General features: G+C 40.6%; 17 protein-coding genes. 12 read left to right on the top strand and 5 right to left on the bottom strand.

The features are described from left to right. The first annotated feature begins 39 nt into the window (after positions 1-39). Positions 40-273, top strand: coding sequence for a DUF378 domain-containing protein (locus A3K93_RS03870; RefSeq protein ID WP_067729115.1), 234 nt, complete (start codon positions 40-42; stop codon positions 271-273). A 199-nt stretch (positions 274-472) separates the two neighbouring features. Here the strand turns inward: A3K93_RS03870 and A3K93_RS03875 are convergent, their stop codons facing one another. Next, positions 473-1,237 carry an IS5 family transposase gene (locus A3K93_RS03875; RefSeq protein WP_067729117.1) on the bottom strand — a complete coding sequence of 255 codons (765 nt, stop codon included), beginning with the start codon at positions 1,235-1,237 and terminating at the stop codon, positions 473-475. A gap of 131 nt (positions 1,238-1,368) precedes the next feature. On the opposite strand from A3K93_RS03875, the gene ubiH reads away from it, so the two are divergent. The 3 genes from ubiH (at position 1,369) to A3K93_RS03890 (ending at position 4,238) form a co-directional block, all read left to right on the top strand. Further along, positions 1,369-2,577: a 2-octaprenyl-6-methoxyphenyl hydroxylase gene (gene ubiH, locus A3K93_RS03880; protein ID WP_067729118.1), complete on the top strand. Its 1,209-nt coding sequence runs from the start codon at positions 1,369-1,371 to the stop codon at positions 2,575-2,577. Next, positions 2,574-3,818: an FAD-dependent monooxygenase gene (locus tag A3K93_RS03885; RefSeq protein WP_067729120.1), complete on the top strand. Its 1,245-nt coding sequence runs from the start codon at positions 2,574-2,576 to the stop codon at positions 3,816-3,818. The genes ubiH and A3K93_RS03885 overlap by 4 nt, the downstream gene beginning before the upstream one ends. Before the next feature lie 171 nt (positions 3,819-3,989). After that, entirely contained in the window at positions 3,990-4,238 is a 249-nt protein-coding gene (locus A3K93_RS03890; RefSeq protein ID WP_067729122.1) for a hypothetical protein, read from the top strand. A 48-nt stretch (positions 4,239-4,286) separates the two neighbouring features. Here the strand turns inward: A3K93_RS03890 and rsmI are convergent, their stop codons facing one another. Further along, a complete protein-coding gene (gene rsmI / locus A3K93_RS03895) occupies positions 4,287-5,129 on the bottom strand; it encodes a 16S rRNA (cytidine(1402)-2'-O)-methyltransferase (RefSeq protein WP_067729125.1) in 843 nt (280 codons plus the stop codon). Between the two features lie 235 nt (positions 5,130-5,364). On the opposite strand from rsmI, the gene A3K93_RS03900 reads away from it, so the two are divergent. From A3K93_RS03900 to A3K93_RS03910, 3 genes are all read left to right on the top strand, one after another. After that, on the top strand, positions 5,365-5,787 hold the full coding sequence (locus tag A3K93_RS03900) for a YraN family protein (RefSeq protein ID WP_067729127.1): 423 nt from the start codon (positions 5,365-5,367) through the stop codon (positions 5,785-5,787). Between the two features lie 124 nt (positions 5,788-5,911). Next, positions 5,912-6,574, top strand: a complete 663-nt coding sequence (locus A3K93_RS03905; protein ID WP_067729129.1) for a BON domain-containing protein — start codon at positions 5,912-5,914, stop codon at positions 6,572-6,574. After that, positions 6,575-7,447, top strand: a complete 873-nt coding sequence (locus A3K93_RS03910; protein ID WP_067729131.1) for an alpha/beta hydrolase — start codon at positions 6,575-6,577, stop codon at positions 7,445-7,447. A 17-nt stretch (positions 7,448-7,464) separates the two neighbouring features. On the opposite strand, the gene nudC is transcribed toward A3K93_RS03910, so the two are convergent. From nudC to dnaQ, 3 genes are all read right to left on the bottom strand, one after another. Then, complete coding sequence (nudC, locus tag A3K93_RS03915; protein WP_067729133.1) at positions 7,465-8,241, bottom strand: NAD(+) diphosphatase; 777 nt, start codon at positions 8,239-8,241, stop codon at positions 7,465-7,467. Then, positions 8,241-9,884 (bottom strand): chemotaxis protein, encoded by a 1,644-nt coding sequence (locus tag A3K93_RS03920; protein ID WP_067729135.1) that lies wholly within the window; start codon positions 9,882-9,884, stop codon positions 8,241-8,243. The genes nudC and A3K93_RS03920 overlap by 1 nt, the downstream gene beginning before the upstream one ends. A 125-nt stretch (positions 9,885-10,009) precedes the next feature. After that, on the bottom strand, positions 10,010-11,431 hold the full coding sequence (gene dnaQ, locus A3K93_RS03925; protein ID WP_067729137.1) for a DNA polymerase III subunit epsilon: 1,422 nt from the start codon (positions 11,429-11,431) through the stop codon (positions 10,010-10,012). A gap of 206 nt (positions 11,432-11,637) precedes the next feature. Between dnaQ and A3K93_RS03930 the strand changes: the two genes are divergently transcribed. Genes A3K93_RS03930 through A3K93_RS03950 form a run of 5 tightly spaced genes read left to right on the top strand, consistent with a single transcriptional unit; the run spans position 11,638 to position 20,450 of the window. Further along, complete coding sequence (locus tag A3K93_RS03930) at positions 11,638-14,922, top strand: lytic transglycosylase (protein ID WP_067729139.1); 3,285 nt, start codon at positions 11,638-11,640, stop codon at positions 14,920-14,922. Between the two features lie 29 nt (positions 14,923-14,951). Further along, positions 14,952-16,793, top strand: coding sequence for an extracellular solute-binding protein (locus A3K93_RS03935; RefSeq protein WP_067729141.1), 1,842 nt, complete (start codon positions 14,952-14,954; stop codon positions 16,791-16,793). 15 nt (positions 16,794-16,808) lie between these two features. Beyond that, positions 16,809-17,879, top strand: coding sequence for a microcin C ABC transporter permease YejB (gene yejB / locus A3K93_RS03940; RefSeq protein WP_067729143.1), 1,071 nt, complete (start codon positions 16,809-16,811; stop codon positions 17,877-17,879). Beyond that, positions 17,879-18,892, top strand: coding sequence for an ABC transporter permease (locus tag A3K93_RS03945; protein ID WP_067729145.1), 1,014 nt, complete (start codon positions 17,879-17,881; stop codon positions 18,890-18,892). Before yejB ends, A3K93_RS03945 begins: the two co-directional genes overlap by 1 nt. Continuing rightward, complete coding sequence (locus tag A3K93_RS03950) at positions 18,867-20,450, top strand: ABC transporter ATP-binding protein (RefSeq protein ID WP_067729147.1); 1,584 nt, start codon at positions 18,867-18,869, stop codon at positions 20,448-20,450. Before A3K93_RS03945 ends, A3K93_RS03950 begins: the two co-directional genes overlap by 26 nt. Positions 20,451-20,466 lie beyond the last annotated feature (16 nt).

Below are 20,466 nucleotides of genomic sequence, written 5' to 3' on the forward strand. Positions count from 1 at the left end.
AACACACGAACAAGAAATCAAGTGAAAGAGGAGAAGTAGATGAAACTTGGAACAATTGATTGGATCGCTTATGTATTGGTGATTATTGGCGGCTTAAACTGGGGCCTGGTTGGCGCTTTTAACTTTGACTTAGTCGCTGCAATATTTGGTGAAATGAGTGTCTTATCCCGTATTGTGTATGTATTAGTTGGGCTGTCTGCGTTATATCTGATTTTCACTGTCACTAAACTGACTAAAACCACTCACGTTCATCAATCGAACGTTGTGCGTTAAGCAAATATAAATTGAATGAAAAGCGGGGTATTTGCTCCGCTTTTTGTATAGTGATGTATGGCATTTAATTTCAACAATAGAAAATACTATTTTTGATTTATTATTCGTACAGCTAGCAGTATTCTAAACCTCAGAAATAGAATTCTATTATAAAAATAAAAGTCTTTAGGTTAATATAAAATTAGGGTCTGTTGACATTTCAAGTATAGAATTTACCCGATAAAGGTAGCCAAATAAATACACAAGCTAATGCAACTGCACCCTCATAGCTACACTTTAGCTTATCATATCGTGTTGCTATTCCTCTGAACTGCTTTAACCTACAAAATGCATTCTCAACTAAGTGCCTGATTTTATATAAATACCAATCCATATGGTCATTATTTGACTGTGTATTTGATTTTCTTGGAATATTAGCTTTAGTTTTTTTCGCAGATATTTGTTCCCTTAATGATTCAGAGTCATATCCCTTGTCTGCACAACATACTTCCGTTTCACTCAAATCCAGTTTTTCAATCATTTTTGGAGCAATCTTGACGTCATGCGTCGTTCCATCGGAGATAATAATTTCAATTGGATTGCCATCTGCATCAACAGCTAAGTGTATTTTAGAACTATTTCCACCAATGCTTTTAGAAATATCCTGATCTTTTATTCCAGCAGAATGTTGGTGTGCCCGAACATGACTACCGTCAATAAAAACCCATTCCATATCAGCATTTGAAGAAATTAATTTAAATACTTTCATTAGCTTATCATTTTTACACCAACGATTATATTTTTTAAATATTGAGTTATACGAACCAAATTCTTTAGGCAAATCACGCCAAGGACAGCCTGTTCTTATTCTATAAAGTATGGCTTCGACAAAATTTCTCAAATTAGATTTGAAATAGATATCAAAATTTCGGAAAATAGAAAGTAACTTAGACCAGTGTTGATTATTCAGCATTGTACGAGGCATAGCGAGAGTAAAATTGGGTTTGGCGATTTAATTTTACTACCTCGCTATTTTTTTAAGCAACAAATGTCAACAGACCCTAATCAAGATGAGATGTATCTAGCACTGCTAGATACCACAAAAAGGATCAAAGTATGCAACAAGAAGTCATCATTGTCGGTGGTGGTATGGTGGGTTTAAGCCTTGCACTGATGTTGGCGAAAAAAAATATTGCGGTGAAATTGTTAGAAGCAATCAAATACCCCAACTATGATGATGAAAATCTTGCCCCTTACCATTCAAGTTTCGATGCGCGTAATAGTGCTTTATCACGTCGTAGTGTCCAAATTTATCAAGAACTCGGTTTATGGGATGCTTTACAAGAACATGCAACTCCAATCCTTGAAGTGAATATCACTGAACAGGGCAGCTTTGGCAAGGCGCGATTACTAGCTAAACAAGAAAAAGTCGAAAGCTTTGGACAGGTGATTGAAAATGCTTGGTTGGGCCGCGTTTTACTTGCACAAGTGAAGCAGGAAAGTCTGATTGAACTGATTGATGGGGTTCAGGTGACTTCTTTAACCCAAGATGCAGACTTTGCCTATATTGAAGCCCAGCGCGGTGATTATACCCATAAGTTGCAGTCAAAATTGGTGATTGCTGCCGATGGACGTGATTCGTTCTGTCGTAAGGCATTAGGTATTGGTGCATCTGTGCATGACTATGATCAGGTTGCGATTGTGACCACAGTTCAAACCTCTAAACCACATCAACAGGTGGGATTTGAACGATTTAGCCCATTGGGTCCACTCGCACTTTTACCTCTTCCGGGTGAGTACCGTCGTTCAGTTGTTTGGCCTGTGCCAAAAGGGACTGAGCATGAATGGCTCGGTGAAGAAAATGATCAACACTTCTTGGATGCATTACAGCAAACTTATGGCGACCGTGCAGGTAAATTCCAAAAGACCGGTCGCCGTTTTAGTTTCCCATTATCACAAGTGCTTGCGGAGAAGCAGGCAGTTGGGCGTGTCGTGTTGATGGGCAATGCTGCGCATACGATTCATCCTGTTGCAGGTCAGGGTTTTAATCTATGTATGCGTGATGCTTACGTGCTTACTCGTTATCTTGCAGAGCAACTCGATAAAGCTGCTGATTTAGGCGATGCAGAAATGCTAAAAGATTATGAAAAGTCTCGCTTAACGGACCAACAACGGGTGATCAAATTCTGTGATTCAGTGGTCCGTGGTTTTAGTAATCAGAACCCGATCCTAAAACTAATTCGTAATACTGGCTTGATGTGCTTTGAAAATATTCCAGGGATTAAGCCTTTAGTAGCCAATTATGCAATGGGACTAAAAGCATGAGTGAACAGAATCAAGTGCTCGATGTTGTCATTATTGGCGGTGGTTTGGTTGGTGGCTTGACGGCTTTATTGCTTGCTCAAGGTGGTGTGCAAGCTACTGTACTTGATGCGGCACCGGTCTTAGATCAAGACAAAACCCTCGCTGTAATGAATCCACGTGTGTTGGCATTGAGTCAAGCGACCATTCATTTGCTTAAAAAAGTTGGTGTTTGGGAAAACTTAGCTCGTCAGCAACATTATACAGGTATGCAAGTCTGGAATAAAAATGGCTATGGTGAGATCAATTTTGGTCATCATAGTGAGCAACCACCAAAAGTTGAACAAGCCTTAGGGGCGATGGTTGAACCTAGTGTTTTAAATTTAGCCATTCAGCAAAAAATGCTGGCTGAGATTCAAGACTATCGTACACAGGTTCGTGTTCAGCGTATCGAACGAGGTGTCGATGTCTGGTTAATTCATTTGGCAGATGGAACGGTACTGCAGACTAAATTGGTTATTGGTGCAGACGGTGCAAATTCATTTGTACGTGAGCAAGCATTTATTGATCTAGATGTATTGGACTACAAGCAAGCAGGGATCAGTTGTGCGATTAAGACCGCTCAGCCGCATGGGCACATTGCGCGTCAAATATTCCTAGAAACAGGACCTTTGGCATATCTACCAATGGCCAGTCTTAACGAAAACGAATATGGCTACTGGCAGTCAATTGTTTGGACCCTACCTGATGATTATGCCGATGAGTATGCCGCGTTGAATGATCAAGAGTTTAAACAGCTCCTTACACGAGAAAGTCACCATATGCTAGGTGAAGTGCTTGAAGTGACACCACGTGCCAAATTCCCACTCAAAGCACGTGCAGCAAAACGTTATGTCCAAGAAGGTTTAGCATTGATTGGTGATGCTGCCCATGTGATTCATCCTTTGGCAGGTCAAGGGGTGAATATCGGTTGTTTGGATGCTGCCGTTCTATGTGATGTGTTATTGCATGACCGATCACGTGGTGTATGGGCACATGAACAGACTTTGCAACGATATGAGCACCGTCGTAAAGGACAGAATGATGCCATGATGCATTCAATGTCAGCCATTGGTTGGCTGGAAACAACTAATTTATTCCCTGTTGTATGGAGTCGAAATTTCGGCTTGAAATTGGTTGAGCAGCAATCCATGTTAAAAGATGCCTTTATGGCACAAGCCAATGGTTTAAGTCAGCTTAAACACACGCGTTATGCAGTGCACTGAGCAAATGTTATTTTTTGTACACTCATCACGATGTATTAACGATTTTGTTTAAAAAAGATACGATTTTTTGTTATTTGGTACTAGGCGAAAACCTAAGAGATTGCTAAATTTCTCTTGAAACAAAACTAAGCTTTAATCCAGTTAATAGCAGTCATTTGTGGGGAGATTAAAATGACAGATATGAACGATTATGATGATGTCGAAGATGCAGGCGTAGATGACGATGAAGCGCAAGCTGCCGAAAAAGGTGCATCAGACAGTGAAGAATCATTAAGCAATACCGATATTGCTGAAGCTGAAACTTTAACTGTGACTGCAAAGCTTAAAAAACGCCAAGCGCTTGAAGATGAAGTGGCTGCTTTCCTTGCACGTGGTGGACGTATTACTGAAGTCCCAGCTGATGAATCAGTCCGTGACTAAGCCAAAATGAATAAAAAAAACACCACATTTGTGGTGTTTTTTTGACCTTCAGTCGTTGGCTTGTGTTAATTCCAGCGCACGTTGATAGGCAATTTTCTTTTTAATGCCAGTCAAATCTGCAGCAAGTTGTGATGCTGCTTTTACTGATAAATCTTGTAAAAGACGAAGTAAAAGTTTATCGAGCTTCTCTTGCTCCATATCTTTTTCCTCAACAGAGCCGCCAATGACTAACACAATTTCGCCTTTTTGCTGATTGTGATCATTGGCAACAAAATCGACCAATTCACCAAGTGTCATTTTCTTGATGGTTTCAAAAGTCTTGGTAATTTCACGTGCAAAACCAACGGAACGATCTGCACCAAATACCTGTGCCATGTCCTTTACACATTCCAAAATACGATGCGGTGCTTCGTAAATAATCATGGTTTGTGTTTCATCTTTGAGTTTTTCTAGATTTAACAGACGTTGACTTTGTTTAGATGGCAAGAAGCCCTCAAAGCTGAAACGATCACTAGGTAAACCTACAGCACTTAATGCAGCAATTGCCGCACATGCACCAGGGACTGGAATCACACGAATATCATTTTCCTGTGCAGCACGAACCAATTTAAAACCAGGATCACTAATCAGCGGCGTACCTGCATCGCTAATCAACGCCATATCTTCGCCGTTTTTAAGACGTTCAATAAGCTGATCAATTTTGTTGCTTTCGTTATGGTCGTGGCAGGCTGTAAGAGGAGTGTTGATATTAAAGTGTTTTAACAATTGCGCAGAGGTACGTGTATCCTCAGCGGCAATAATTTTGACCGACTTTAAGACATCAATTGCACGATAGGTAATATCATCTAAGTGCCCGATTGGAGTTGAGACAACAAATAACTGAGCACTCATAGGGTTCTCCATATGCTATATTTTGGGAAGACAAATAAAAATAGTTCGTGAAAAAGCACGAGCTAGAAAAACTTAGACTATTCTAACCGATTCAACCCGCGACGCGTGAATTAGATCAAAGAAACCCTAAAAGACGTTTAGCGTTTAAGCGGTCAACATTCAATATCGAGTCAGTCGATATGAACCGTATTTTTATACATTAGACATAGAAGAAAAATAATAATGGATGATTCAGATGGCACGTATTACGCAACAATTAGGTCAATGGGCTGAGCAACAGGCACGTATCTTACTTGAACAGCACGGCTTTCATTGTGTCGCACAAAACTTTCATAGCCGATATGGTGAGCTGGATTTAGTGGTCTGTAATGCAAGCGAGCTTATTTTTGTAGAAGTTAAAGCCCGAGCAAAAACACAATATGCGAGTGCAGTAGAGTCCATATCGATCTTAAAGCAGAAAAAAATGCTCAAAACAGCCTACTGTTTTTTACAACAGCATCCTGAATTTATGCCTTACTACTATCGTTTTGACGTGATTTGTTATGATTTTAAGCAGCAATTTGCAAAAACCATACAGCATGATTTTTGCAATTACCCTTATGATTTGCAATGGATTGAAAATGCTTTTACATTTGATCAAGAGTTGATTAATCTCTAAGAAAACCTACATTATTTTTTATATGGATTGTATGAATTTTCACTTAAAAATACAGCCGATATAATGTGGTGATGAGGGTCACATGATACTAAATAAAGATTGGCTAAATCGGGAGTTTTGCTGAGTGGTTAAGCGTATTGCAATAACAATGCTGTGTGTCGCATCTCTGTCGGGTTGCGCGAGCTTTATTTCACAGGGGACAGGTCCAGCACCTGTAGGTACCGATCAAGGTGCAAGAAGTTTAGGTCAAGTTTTTATTGACTCTTCTATTGTCAGAACCGCAAAAATCAACCTCTATAAATTAGATGCGCGTTTTAAACAATCACGTGTCAATATTGAAAGTTTCCATGGCAATGTATTGTTGACTGGTCAAGTGCCTGATGAGCATTTACGTCAATTAGCAGAAGATAATGTACGTGCAATGTCTGATGTCAAAACCGTACATAACTTTATTACTGTGGGTCATCAAATTAGTTATAGCACGATTATGCAAGATACTGCAGTGACTGCAAATACCCGTGGTCTGATTATGAAAGCGCCTGTGGTGTCAGACAGTAAAGTAAACGTGCATACTGAAAATGGCGTGCTGTATATTATGGGACGCCTTAATACAGCTGAAGAAAATGACTTAGATCAAGTACTCAGCCAAGTCGGCAACGTGACTAAAATAGTGAAGTTGGTTGATAACGTTGACCAACTTAGTCCAAATACTGCATACAGTTCTGTGATGCCAACAGTGCAAACACCTGTCGCAATTGACCCGAATAATGCGGAACCAGACAGCTAAATGAAGGAAATCCAAAAAGTTTTAAAACAAAGTTTTAAGAAAGCGAAAGACTATTATCAAGATTTCAGGCTGTATGATTTAGCAAGTTATAGTCTTAATCATTTAACACCACGGCAGGGCTATCAAGTTGAAACTCAGCTGGCATTTGGCTTAAAAGCACGCCAGCGCTTTGACTTATTTAAAAGTGATCAGCCACTCGCACATCGTCCTTTGATTGTATTTGTACATGGTGGTGCATGGTTACATGGCGATAAAAAGGATTATTTCTTTATTGGTGAAAGCTTTGCCAAAGAGGGATATGACGTGGTGATTATGAATTATCATTTAGCACCAGAATATATCTTCCCTGCATCAGTTGATGATTTACATGTACTGCTGAATTACTTGCACCAGAATGCTTCTAAACACGATATTTCTGCGGAAAATATCATTTTGATGGGGCATTCGGCAGGGGCGTTTAATGTGATGTCGGGCTTGTATTATCCATCTGAAACGCCTTTAAATACCGAGATCAATATACGTTCAATGATTGGCTTGGCTGGTCCTTATCATTTTGATTATAAAGATGATCCTATTTGTGCAGATGCCTTTGATCAAGCCGTTCCTTATCAGCAGGTTATGCCATATTACTTTGTGCAAAAAACACCAATTAAGCATTATTTAATTGTGGCAGAAAAAGATAAGGTTGTCGGGCACTACAATAGCCATGATTTAGATCGCATCCTCAAAGAAAATGGCAATCATAGTCAGTTGATTATGGTGCCAAAACTTGGGCATATTTCTTTGATTGGTTCATTATCGAGCTTATTTAGCCGATTCTTCAGTACGAAAGAAAAGGTGATGTGGGCACTTGAAGATACTTTTAAACCTTAACTTAAAAAAAGCATGGCTTAGAGCCATGCTTTTGTGTCATCTGCAACAGGTTGACCTTGTGTAACATGCATGATCATGGCGTGTGCAATACTGCCTTTAAATGGAATTTCGGGCAGTTGATCAAATTTGAAAAAAGCAGCATCACTGATTTCTTCTTCCTGAAGCTTGAGATCGCCACCTGCGTATTCTGCTTTAAACGCGATCATCAAGTTACTTGGAAAAGGCCATGGTTGACTTGCCAAGTATTGAATATTTTTTAATTTTAAACCGACTTCTTCTTCAGTTTCACGGCGAACCGCTTCCTCTAAAGTTTCCCCAACTTCAACAAATCCAGCAATCAATCCATACATTTGACTGGTTTTATTGCGCGCATTTTTTGCCAGTAAAATTTCATCTTCACCGCGGGTAATGACCGTAATCACACAAGGTTGTACACGAGGATACTGACGATAATGGCAAGCTGGGCACACCATCGCGTGTTCGGTTGCATGTGGTTGAGTCGGGGTACCACAATGGCTGCAAAAACGATGATTGCGGCGCCATTCTAAGAGTTGAATAGCACGGCTGGCTTGTTCAAATTGAGACGTAGTCCAATATTGTAAAAGCTGACGGATCGGAACCAATTGCAAGCCTTCTGGAATTGGCTCATTAGGAAGTAAATCTCGGGCAATGACTTGATCACCCGAGCTTACCTGAAGATCACTTGCAAGACTTTCAACTCGAGGAAGTTGAAAGTCTTGATCGACGAGAAGTTGTTGTTGTTGAAAGATATATGCAAGTGACAGATTTGACATTAGGCTACAGTTTTTAGTTTCTCACTACTGTCTAATGCTACATTAAACATCGATTGTAATACAGGCTGTTTATTCTTTAAGTTATCAATCAGCATGTCGGCAGTTGCAAGCGCATCTAGTGCATGGCTAACATCACTTTCACTTAATGCAGTTGAACGGTCAATGCTGCTTTGTAAAAAGTCAGCAGTTGCTTTTAACGCCACTTGACCTTGTTCAGCACCTAAGAACAGCATTGCGCCACCAATTTCTCGGCATTGCTCAGGCACGTGAGCGAGATTCACTAAATTATGATCTTGCAGATAAGTGACGAGCAGTTGGCTGGTAGTTTCAATTGCAAGTTTCGCTTCGGTCAGTAATGCTTCATGCGCTTCATCTAAACGATCCAGCGAAATATTCATATTGTTGACACGAAGTTGTAAACGGCTTGAAGTATGATGGCGCTCTAATACACCAATGGAATTCATTGCAGACAGAATGACTTTCATCAGTTGCTGCGCAAAGTTTTCATCTTTTAATTGATCAGCATTATCGAGTGATTTTGCTTGACCAACTAAATCTGAATAGGCTTCATTTAGGTTTAAAACCTTAAAAATATTCGCGAGATTGGTTAACTGTGTTTGCAATTCCTTAGTTTTTTCAGGTGTCATGCTTTGATAGTTAAACTCAATATCATTACGAATTTGTGCCATTTCCGTGGTCACAAGCTCACTAATGGTATGCATGGTTTCAAAATCAGGGCCATACAAATGACGACTGAACACTTGTAATTGCGTATCCGTTAATGATTCATCGCCTAGATTTAGCTGACTACGAATTTGTTGCGATACTTCGTCTTCTTGGCTGATACATAGACTCAAGACATTGGCTAAATCACTGATAGAAGCCTTGAAACGGTCTGGCGCATCGAAGTATTGCGCCATGTTGCGTTCAATACTAATGAATGTGCGAAGACGCGGTTCATTCAAAATTAGGTGTTCAATATGATTGAATGCTACAAAAACCAAATTCCAATATTGCTTACTGATGTGCTGATCAGATAATCCTGCTAGATAAGCACCGACGAGTTTTATCGCTTGAAGATCAAGTTCAGTTTCTTCTTGGCGTAGCAGCTTATTTAAAGACAGTTTATACAGTTGATGCACATATTGTGATTTTTCAAGCTGTGGTGCTTGTGGCAGTTGAAGTTCTGGCGTCATGCCATCCAGCAGTTTTTCGATTGGCTGGCCTTCAGTGCTTAGCGGTTTACCTAGAGCCAATTCTAGGCGATTGACAGTATCGAGCAAGAATTGAGGAATTTTCACTTCACGTAAGCAAATGAATTCGATGTAACGCTTTAACATCGTTGTGCCTTCACTTAAGGCAATCACTTCACGTGTGTTAATTTCAGCAGGATTGGCCATAATCTTACGCATGAGTTCTGCCGAATACTCTGCAACTTGAGCCAGCGTAGACATATCAATCAGCGCCAGTACCTGTGCACATTGTTCAAATTGAGTTAATGCGTCTTCAATCCCAAAAGGTAAGCTTTGATCTTCAACTAAGGTGCTTACTGCTGATTCAACTAATTTGATCGAGTTATCAACCTCATTTTTTATTATCAGTAGCGCTGTCGGGTCAAAATGTATAGAGGTTTGGTAAGACATGATCTGCACCTTTCCTGAAGTATTATCAATTTATGAGTCCCGCTTTTTGCTGCGGGACCTCTTTCTAATTACTATAACTGAAGTACTGATTTTTTATACAGAAAATATGCAAGGAAATCGAGTTTTTATTTGGCAAAAAGGCATGGCATGCCATGTTTTTCTTCAAATTGTTTGACCCATTTCTCATGTTTCTCAAGTTCTTCTTCAGAAGCATGAATGACAGGCAAATCGATTTCAACTTTTGCAGGTCCTGAGCTGGCATTTTCTTCTTCGGTATGAGACAGCGCATCAATATCAAAAGACACCTGACCACCGGTCATTGCCAAATAGACGTCTGCCAAAATTTCCGCATCGAGTAAGGCACCGTGGAAAGTACGGTCACGTTGTGGAATTTCGTAGCGGCGTACTAAGGCATCAAGTGAGTTTTTTTGCCCTGGATGCTTAGACTTGGCCATAGCCAGAGTATCAGTGACTGCACAAACTTCAGATAAAGCAGGGAAGCCCGCACGTGTGAACTCCATATCAAGGAAGTTCATATCGAAGCTTGCGTTATGTGCAATGATCTCTGCCCCTTTTAAATAATCAAAAAGTGTATTGGCAATATCTTCATACAGCGGTTTGTCTTTTAAGAAATCATCTGAAATACCATGGACATTTTCAGATTCACCCACGGATTTTTTTGGATTGATATAGATGTGAATTGAGCTACCGGTGAGTTTACGGTTAATCATCTCAATTGCACCCACCTCAATAATGCGATCGCCGTCTTGATAATAGAAACCTGTGGTTTCGGTATCGAGAATGAGTTGGCGGGGACCATGCAATTTTTTGGTCGCAGGTGTAATCACAATATCAGGATGTGTTTTTTTAGATTCATCAGAATCTATTGGGTTCGATAATGTGGTTGTTTGTTCAGTATCTGAAACAGACGTACTCATTTGTACTTCTTCAGCAGTTTCTAAAATAACTTCTTCATCCACTGGTTCGGCTTCCATCAAATCAAAACCGAAAGGATCATCTAAGAGCCAATCAGATTGCGGTTTTTTTTTATCGTTATTGCCACGTGATGTCAGATCAAAAGGGGATGGAGGAACTTGACGTGCTTTTTCACCTTTTTCTAGGGCAAGATCTGCACCTAGGTTGGCTAGATGATCTGCCATTTCGTTGCCTTCATGTCCAGCATGACCTTTAATCCAGTTCCATTCGATGTCACGACCTTGGCAGACGGCATCCAGTTCTTTCCACAGGTCAGGATTTTTGACATCTTTCCAGTTTTTCTTTTTCCAACCGTGAATCCATTCTGTAATGCCTTGTTTGACGTAATTGGAGTCGGTCCAAATAATCAATTTGGCATCCTGTGGACAATAGCGCACGCCTTCAATGGCAGCACTCAGCTCCATACGGTTATTGGTGGTTTGTAGTTCTCCACCATAAATTTTGTATTCTTCAGAACCACATGAGATATAGGCACCCCAACCCCCAACGGCAATATCTTTACCATTACCGCGGCAAGCACCGTCAACATAGAGTGTGATTGTCTGTGACATATATCAAATCCGATCAAAAAAGAACTATCTAAGCGCTCTATTGTATAACGCAAAAGCATCTGATGAAGCTATATGATCGGTAAATTTTAATTTCTTGTAACATTTAACGTGAATTCACGTTAAATTATTGCCTTGTCTCTGAGACAAGCTTATTTACAATGGCATATCTTAAAAAATAAATTTATACGAGTTGTTTGGATTTCTATATGTATAAACCAACTGCAATGTTGTGGCAGCCTTCGTTACCTTCATTCATAAAAATATCAGTTTTAGGCGCAGCACTTGCATCTCTGGGTCTGACGGGCTGTTCTTCTAATCCAAGTGCCAGTCAAACATCAAAATCTAAACAAGCTGGACAATACCTCGGTGCCAATAGCATAGATGGTTTGGAAGACTTACTGTCGGCGACCGATATGCGTGCTGTAGAAGGTGATCGTTTACTGGTTCTCAAACATGGTGATGTTTGGAAGCGTATGACGGTTGGTTTTAAAATGGATCTCACCACATGGCATCCCCGTGTGGATGCACAGCGTGCATGGTTTGCTTCACGCCAGCCTTACCTAGATCGTTTAAGTGCGCGTGCTTCACGTTATTTGTACCACACAGTTAAAGAAGCTGAACGCCGTGGTATGCCAACCGAATTGGCACTTTTACCTATTATTGAAAGTTCTTATGACCCTGCGGCAACCAGTAGTGCAGCAGCAGCGGGTTTATGGCAGTTTATTCCAAGTACAGGTCGTATTTATGGTTTAAAACAGACCTCACTGTATGATGGTCGACGCGATGTGGTGGAATCTACACGTGCAGCCTATGAGTTTTTAGGTAGTTTATATAATCAGTTTGGCTCATGGGAATTGGCATTAGCGTCTTACAATGCGGGTCCAGGTCGTATTCAGCAGGCCATTAACCGAAATAAAGCTGCAGGTTTACCAACCGATTACTGGTCTTTAAAACTTCCAGAAGAAACCATGAACTATGTGCCACGATTCCTTGCTGTGGCACAAATTATTAAAAATCCAAGTAAATATGGCGTGTACTTACCACCAATTGCCAATCGTCCTCACTTCCGTGAAGTCAGTGTAGGCGCAGCAAGTTTAAATGAAATTTCAGCAATTACAGGTTTAAGCCGTGCAGAGCTGTATCAGTTAAACCCAGGGCATCGTGGTGATCGTATTGATCCTGAAAGTCCGCGTAAAATTTTGATTCCTGCCGACTTGAGCCCTGCAATTGATGCCCGTTTGAAAAATTTACAGTCAAGTTCGACTGGACTCTGGGCGGGCTCACCTGCTGCACCTAAAGCAACCAATACCATTACCCCAATTAAAGCTGCACCTCCGGCATTAAAACCAGCTCAACCTGCGGTTGTTTCGAAGCCTGCAACGACGGTGGTGACTCCAGCAATTACAGCTTCAACCACGATCAAGCCAAAAACACCTGTTGCTACGGCAGCAACACCAGCCGCGGTATCTACAACAGCAACACCTAATGTGACTGCAGCAGCAAAAACAACGACAGCACCTGCGAAAGTCGCAGTTACGCCTAAGGGGTCTGCTGCCTTAGCTGAATTTGCTGCAAAAAGTGAATTACCTATTCCAAGTGCACCGCGTATTCCAGTGGCTGTAAACCCAGTGGTGCCGAGCAAACAAATTCAGGTTGAACCACCAATTACTGCTGCGGAACGTGAACAGATCCATGCTGTTGTTGTCGCTGAAGACTTGTCTAAATCAGTCGATGAAATCTTAAAACCTGTTGCAACTGCAACTGAACAAGCACAAGTGGTTGAAGAGATTAAAGCCATTGCGCCAGTTGGTACCGAAATTGTCGACCCATATGATGGCAAGATTAAACTTACTGCAATCCAAACCAGCTTATCGGTTGCTGAACAGCAAGGTAAAGAATTAACAAAAGGTTTCTCTTACCCGAAAGATGTTGCTGAACAGACTAAAGCTGATTCTGTTGAAGCGAAGTTGAATCAGGGTAAAACCTATGTGAAAACTGATTCAGAAGTTGTTGCTGTTGCACCAAAAGGCAAACGCAGCACTTATACGGTTTTACCAGGCGATAACTTAGCCATGATTGCCGCTAAAAATGGCGTAAATTGGCGTGATGTTGCCAAGTGGAATCAGATTGATCCAAATGCAACATTGTACGTTGGTACAACAATTTACCTCTATGATGCCAAACCTGTTGCTGAAGCGAAAAAACCTGCTGCTAAACCTGAAACTTATGTGGTTCAAGCCAATGATTCATTAACAGGGGTGGCGAATCAGTTTGGTTTAAGTGTGAAGCAATTGGCGGATTACAATGGATTAACCACAAACAGTGGATTATTTGTGGGTCAAAAGCTGCTCCTTAAGGAACCTGCGAAAGCCAAAGTTGAGGAACTTAAAAAAGCAGAATCGACTAAGGTTCAAACTAAAACTTATGTAGTGAAACGCGGTGAATATCTAAAACTGATTGCCGACCGTTATGCATTATCCAATGCTGAACTTGCTGCATTGACGCCGGGTTTAACTGCATCAAGTAGTTTAAATGTGGGGCAGAAAATTAATGTGCCACTGAATGATGTGGAAGAAGTTTCAGCCAAAGTGGTTGAGCAGAAAATTTCCAATGTCAAAGTTGATAAGACTGAAAATCATGAAGTAAAACGTGGTGAAACGCTGTATAGCATTGCGAATCAGAATAAGATCACAGTTGCAGAACTCGCCGCTTTAAATGGTTTAAATGCTAATAGTGGCCTGCGTTTTGGTCAGACACTTAAAGTACCTGCAAGTAATAAGCTTCCTGAAAAATATACAGTTCAATCAGGTGATACCCTGTCGGGCATTGCAGCGAAGTACAATACAACCATTGATCATATTGCAGATTTGAACGGTATTTCACGCTCTACAGGTTTACGTGTAGGTCAGAATTTAAAATTAACAGGTGATGTAACTCCTACAGCAACAGTTGAAAAAGTTGCCGAGAAAGCGGTTAAAGGTGTGAAGTCTGATATTCATGTGGTGAAATCTGGCGAGACATTGACCTCAATTGCGCGTGACTACAAACTTCAAGTGAAGTATTTGGCAGAACTCAACGAGTTAAGTAGTACTAGTTCACTACGTGTTGGACAGCGTTTGAATGTTGAAGGTGAGCTACCTGAAGCTAAAAAACAAGAAACAGTTATAAGTACAAGCAAAAACTCATCTAAGGCGACTGAAAAATATGTGGTGAAATCAGGTGAGTCATTAAATGCGATCGCACACCGTGTTGGTATAAGCGTAGCTGAATTGGCTGAATTGAATAACTTAAGTCCTAAAGCGGGCTTACGTGTTGGACAGAATATTCAGGTGCCAAAAACAGTGACCGAATATAAAGTGAAACGTGGTGATACTTTGATTGGACTCGCATCTCGTTATGGTTTAGATTCATCAGCACTTGCTGAAATGAATGATTTAAAACCAAATACGCAATTGCGTATTGGTGACGTAATTAAAGTACCAAACCTATAACTATCGAAGCATCAACAGGGAGAGTTGATATGGCGTTTGCGCTTGCAAAACGGCTGATGTTTGTTTGTGGATGTTCGATGATGACACAAGTAGGGTGGGCTGCATTGCAGACCACACCCTATATTGCGATTCATAGTCAGCCCAAATATGCACATTTGCCTGCGATGCCTTATGCCAATCCTCAAGCCCCCAAAGGTGGTTCGTTTATACGGTCAGGCAATGGAACTTTTGATAATTTAAATAGTATGAATGGTAAAGGGTCTTCTGCTCAGGGCGCGGAATACCTATTTGATACCTTAATGCAAAGTTCACTCGATGAACCGGGTATTATGTATCCTTTGCTTGCAGAAAAAGTGACATATGATCCGCAGCATACTGCTTATGTGATTTATCATTTGAATCCTAAGGCTAAATTTAGTGATGGCAGTCCGTTGACGGCACATGACGTCAAATTTAGTTTCGATACCTATACCACTAAAGCCAATCCAGGCTTACAAATGTATTTGTCCGATTTAGCCAAAACTGAAGTGTTATCGACTTATCAAGTGAAGATGACATTTAAGTCTGGTAACAATGCGGAAATGCCACTTATTTTGGCGCAGATGCCTATCTATTCAAAAAAAGACTGGCAGAATAAAGATTTTACCCGCGTTACATTAAAACCGATTTTAGGGTCGGGACCTTATGTGCTGGAAAGCATTGATGCTGGACGCAGTATTAGCTTTAAACGCAATCCAAAATATTGGGGCAAAGACCTTGCAGTAAATCGCGGAAAATATAATTTTGATCGAATTAAATATGTCTACTATCGAAATCTAGATGTTGCATTTGAAGGGTTTAAGTCGGGGCAATATACGTTCCATGAAGAGTTCACTGCGCGTAAGTGGGTGACTGAATACCAGTTTCCAGCAGTGACAAATAACATGGTGGTGAAGTATAACTATAATCACCAAAATCCAATTCCGACTCAGAGCTTTGTATTTAATACACGCCGTAATCCGATGCAGGACATACAGTTTCGTAAGGCTTTGACATATGCATATGATTTCGAGTGGCAAAATAAAGCACTTTTTTATGGGCAATATAAACGTCTACAGAGCTTCTTCAGTAATAGTGAGTTAGAAGCCAAAGGGAAACCATCCCCTGAAGAATTACAACAAATTCAACCGTATTTAAAGCAATTAGATCCCACTCAACGTATAGGCGTGTTGCGAGATTGGAAATATCCGATTTCGGATGGTAGTGGCTTTAATCGCAATAATCTTCTTATTGCACGTGATGTATTGTTAAAAGCGGGATATCGTTTTCAGCAGGGCAAACTGCTCGATAAAAAAGGCAAAGCCATTCAACTTGAATTTCTCATTCATCAGGATGGCTTGCAGCGTACATTAATGCCATTTATTCGTAATCTGAAACGATTAGGCATACAGGTGAATATTCGGCATGTGGATGTGCCTCAGTATATCGAACGGATGCGCAGTAAAGACTTTGATATGACCACCAATGTTCTGCCACAGTCGCTCAATCCTGGCAATGAGCAATCACAATTTTGGGGAAGTGCATCGGCAGATCAGCCTAGCAACTATAATTATGCTGGTATTAAAAACCCCGTGATTGATGATGCGATTCAAAAAATTATTTATGCGCCTAATCGTCAACAATTGGTTTTGCATACAAAGGTGTTAGATCGATTACTTCGAGCAGGCTATTATCAAATTCCAACTTACGGAAAAGGCAGCAATTGGTATGCCTATTGGAATATATATGAGCGTCCTAAAGTTGCACCAAAGCTAAGTGTAGGAACGGACTATTGGTGGGTGAATCCCGCCCAAGCAGTTAAAGTTCATCAGTATTTAAAAGTTCAAAAATAATAAGGAATTGAGAAGATGGGAACGTATATCCTCAAGCGTTTAATACTGATTGTTCCGACTTTATTTTTGATTCTACTTATTAATTTTATCATTATTCAAATTGCGCCAGGCGGCCCTGTTGAGCAAGCGATTCAGCAAGCTGAGTCATTTCAAGGGATGAGTGCAAATGTCTCAACTGAAACTGTTGCCGCCAAAACCACACAGTATCAAGGTGCTCAAGGGCTGAGCGAAGAGATGGTGAATAAGATCAAAGCACAGTATGGATTTGATCAACCAATTCATATTCGCTTTTGGGATTTATTAAAAAGCTACGCGCAGTTAGATTTTGGCACCAGCTTCTTTAAAGACAAGCCTGTGACACAGTTATTATGGGAAAAACTGCCTGTTTCCTTGTCTTTAGGATTATGGAGCACGCTACTGATTTATCTAATTTCCATACCATTAGGGATTCGTAAAGCGCGCCAGCATGGTAGCCTTTTTGATAAATCGACCTCTATGCTCTTAGCGGTGGGTTATGCAATTCCCGCTTTTATTTTTGCTATTTTACTGATTGTGTTTTTTGCAGGTGGCTCATATTTTCAATGGTTCCCGTTGCAAGGTTTAGTCTCTGAAGACTTTGCTCAATTGTCCTTCTGGGCAAAAGTGAAAGATTATTTTTGGCATATGACGCTGCCTTTACTCGCTATGGTGATTGGTGGTTTCGCTGGGCTGACCTACCTGACCAAATACTCATTTATGGAAGAACTTGGTAAGCAGTATGTCTTGGCTGCACGTTCCAAAGGTTTAACTGAATCGAAAGTACTGTATGGTCATGTATTTCGTAATGCCATGTTGATTGTAATTGCAGGCTTACCTGAAGCATTAGTCGGGATTTTCTTTGTAGGTAATCTATTTATCGAGATTATCTTTAATCTAGATGGATTGGGCTTATTGGGCTTTGAAGCGATTACTCAACGTGATTATCCCGTTATTTTTGGCACATTGTTCTTATTTACCTTAGTTGGTTTATTACTGCGTTTACTCAGCGATGTATTGTATCAAGTGATTGATCCACGTATTAACTTTGATTCGCGAGGCGCAAAATAATGTCTCCAATCATGCGATCTCGACTGCAGCGATTTAAAGCCAACCGTTTAGGCTTTGGTTGCTTTATTATCTTTACGATAATTTTTATTTTGTCATTAGGTGCTGAATTTATAGCAAATGATAAACCTTTGCTGGTGAAATATAACAATAGCTTATATGTGCCAGCATTCAAGAGCTATCCAGAGACAACCTTTGGTGGAGTCTTTGAAACGGAAGCAGATTATAAAGATCCTGTTGTAAAGCAGTTGATTGATGACAAGGGTTGGACTGTTTGGCCAATCATACAGTTTTCCTTTCAAACGCCGAATTTAGATTTGGCTGTGCCTGTACCTTCACCTCCAAGTTCACAAAACTGGCTCGGAACTGATGATCAGGGACGGGACGTGCTTGCTCGTATCTTATATGGTCTGCGTATTTCGTTATTATTTGGTTTTGCGTTAACGCTTACATCAACGGCCATCGGAATAGTGGTCGGCGCATTACAAGGTTATTACGGTGGTTGGATTGATCTCATCGGGCAACGTGTTTTGGAAGTATGGGGTGGTTTACCCATGCTGTTCATGGTCATGATTTTGGTCAGTATGTTCACCCCAAATGTATATTGGTTATTTGCCATCATGCTGATGTTTGGTTGGACAACCTTGGTGGGATTGGTTCGAGCAGAGTTTTTACGTGCACGAAACTTTGATTATGTGCGTGCTGCACGTAGTCTCGGGGTCACAGATACAACGATTATTTTTAGGCATATTTTACCTAATGCCTTAAGTTCAAGTTTGTCACAATTACCTTTTATTTTAACCGCGAATATTACCGCACTCACGGCCTTGGATTTCTTGGGCTATGGCTTGCCACCAGATGCAGCGTCACTGGGTGAATTGTTGGCGCAAGGAAAAAATAATTTAAATGCCCCTTGGCTGGCTTTATCGGGATTTTTTACCTTAGCCATTGTTTTATCATTACTAATTTATATAGGGGAGGCGACACGTGATGCATTCGACCCAAGACGTCAATAAGTTGCCTTTACTCCAAGTCAGTCATCTACATATAGAACATGAGCAGCAATGTTTAGTCGATGATCTGAGTTTTAATCTTCATACTGGAGAAACACTTGCCATTGTTGGGGAAAGTGGGTCAGGTAAGTCGATCAGTAATTTGGCCATATTGGGATTATTGCCGAAAAACTTAAATGTTTCTGGGCAAGCATCTTTTCAGGATCAAAATTTACTGACAGCATCTCAACAGCAATTGCGTCAGATTCGCGGTGCCAAAGTTGCGATGATCTTTCAAGAACCGATGACGGCATTAAATCCACTACATCGAGTGGAAAAAATTATTGCTGAGAGTCTGTGGCTAAGGGGATGGTCAAAGGCAAAAGCGCGAGAGCGTGTGATCAGCCTATTGCATGATGTCGGTATTCCGCAGCCCGAGGATAAACTGAAACGATATCCACATGAGCTTTCAGGTGGACAACGTCAGCGTGTCATGATTGCGATGGCACTCGCATTAGACCCTGATATTTTAATTGCAGATGAACCGACCACAGCGCTCGATGTAACCTTGCAGGCTCAAATTCTTGATCTGCTTAAATCATTACAACAGCAACGTCATATGGCTATGATTTTAATTAGCCATGACCTGAATTTGGTTAGGCGTTATGCTGATACTGTGGTTGTGATGAATAAAGGACATGTCGAAGAACAAGGTGAAGTCAGCCAAATTTTTCGAAATCCAAAATCAGTTTACACGCAGCACTTATTAAATCATGACTTTGGAAAAGCACTGAGCTTAGCTGAAAGTAAAAATTTACTTGAGTTGAAGCAATTAGAGGTTAAATTTCCTATAAAGCAAGGTTTGCTCAATCGAGTAAAAGATTATGTCACGGCATTAGCACCTTTAGATCTAGTCTTAGAGCAAGGTCAATCTATTGGTATTGTCGGTGAAAGTGGTTCGGGTAAAAGCTCAATGGCGCTGGCGATTGCACGATTAATTGAGAGTAAAGGCGAAATCCAATTAAATGATATAGATTTAAATCAATTATCCGAGAAATCTTTAAGACCGTATCGCAGTGATTTTCAAATTGTCTTTCAAGATCCGTTTAGTAGTTTAAATCCGCGTATGAATGTGGAGCAGATTATTGGTGAAGGACTCGCATTAAAGTCGCACTCTACTGCTGAAAGATCAATATATGTAGCGGAAGTTCTTGAAAAAGTAGAACTGCCAGTTACCTTTAAAACACGCTATCCGCATGAACTTTCAGGTGGACAAAGGCAGCGAATTGCATTGGCTCGGGCTCTGGTTTTAAAACCTAAATTATTGATTTTGGATGAGCCGACGTCTGCATTGGATCGTACAACTCAACGCGCTATTGTAAATTTATTGCGCCGTCTTCAACAGGAAGATGGAATCAGTTATTTATTTATTAGTCATGATTTAAAAGTGGTACGGGCACTTTGTCAAAAGGTTTTGGTTCTGCATCAGTCCAATGTCATGGAGTTCCAAGAAACCGAGCAGTTATTTGAACGTCCCCAAACGCAGTATACACAAGCTTTAATTGCAGCAAGTCAATATTAGTTGATACAAATATATC

Origin of the sequence: Acinetobacter sp. NCu2D-2 (assembly GCF_001647675.1) — a bacterium.
Taxonomy (GTDB): domain Bacteria; phylum Pseudomonadota; class Gammaproteobacteria; order Pseudomonadales; family Moraxellaceae; genus Acinetobacter.

Excerpts from the sequence above, each read along its gene's own strand:
- A3K93_RS03870 (WP_067729115.1), top strand. The coding sequence starts at position 40 with ATGAAACTTGGAACAATTGATTGGATCGCTTATGTATTGGTGATTATT.
- A3K93_RS03875 (WP_067729117.1), bottom strand. The coding sequence starts at position 1,237 with ATGCCTCGTACAATGCTGAATAATCAACACTGGTCTAAGTTACTTTCT.
- ubiH (WP_067729118.1), top strand. The coding sequence starts at position 1,369 with ATGCAACAAGAAGTCATCATTGTCGGTGGTGGTATGGTGGGTTTAAGC.
- A3K93_RS03885 (WP_067729120.1), top strand. The coding sequence starts at position 2,574 with ATGAGTGAACAGAATCAAGTGCTCGATGTTGTCATTATTGGCGGTGGT.
- A3K93_RS03890 (WP_067729122.1), top strand. The coding sequence starts at position 3,990 with ATGACAGATATGAACGATTATGATGATGTCGAAGATGCAGGCGTAGAT.
- rsmI (WP_067729125.1), bottom strand. The coding sequence starts at position 5,129 with ATGAGTGCTCAGTTATTTGTTGTCTCAACTCCAATCGGGCACTTAGAT.
- A3K93_RS03900 (WP_067729127.1), top strand. The coding sequence starts at position 5,365 with ATGGCACGTATTACGCAACAATTAGGTCAATGGGCTGAGCAACAGGCA.
- A3K93_RS03910 (WP_067729131.1), top strand. The coding sequence starts at position 6,575 with ATGAAGGAAATCCAAAAAGTTTTAAAACAAAGTTTTAAGAAAGCGAAA.
- nudC (WP_067729133.1), bottom strand. The coding sequence starts at position 8,241 with ATGTCAAATCTGTCACTTGCATATATCTTTCAACAACAACAACTTCTC.
- A3K93_RS03920 (WP_067729135.1), bottom strand. The coding sequence starts at position 9,884 with ATGTCTTACCAAACCTCTATACATTTTGACCCGACAGCGCTACTGATA.
- dnaQ (WP_067729137.1), bottom strand. The coding sequence starts at position 11,431 with ATGTCACAGACAATCACACTCTATGTTGACGGTGCTTGCCGCGGTAAT.
- A3K93_RS03930 (WP_067729139.1), top strand. The coding sequence starts at position 11,638 with ATGTATAAACCAACTGCAATGTTGTGGCAGCCTTCGTTACCTTCATTC.
- A3K93_RS03935 (WP_067729141.1), top strand. The coding sequence starts at position 14,952 with ATGGCGTTTGCGCTTGCAAAACGGCTGATGTTTGTTTGTGGATGTTCG.
- yejB (WP_067729143.1), top strand. The coding sequence starts at position 16,809 with ATGGGAACGTATATCCTCAAGCGTTTAATACTGATTGTTCCGACTTTA.
- A3K93_RS03945 (WP_067729145.1), top strand. The coding sequence starts at position 17,879 with ATGTCTCCAATCATGCGATCTCGACTGCAGCGATTTAAAGCCAACCGT.
- A3K93_RS03950 (WP_067729147.1), top strand. The coding sequence starts at position 18,867 with ATGCATTCGACCCAAGACGTCAATAAGTTGCCTTTACTCCAAGTCAGT.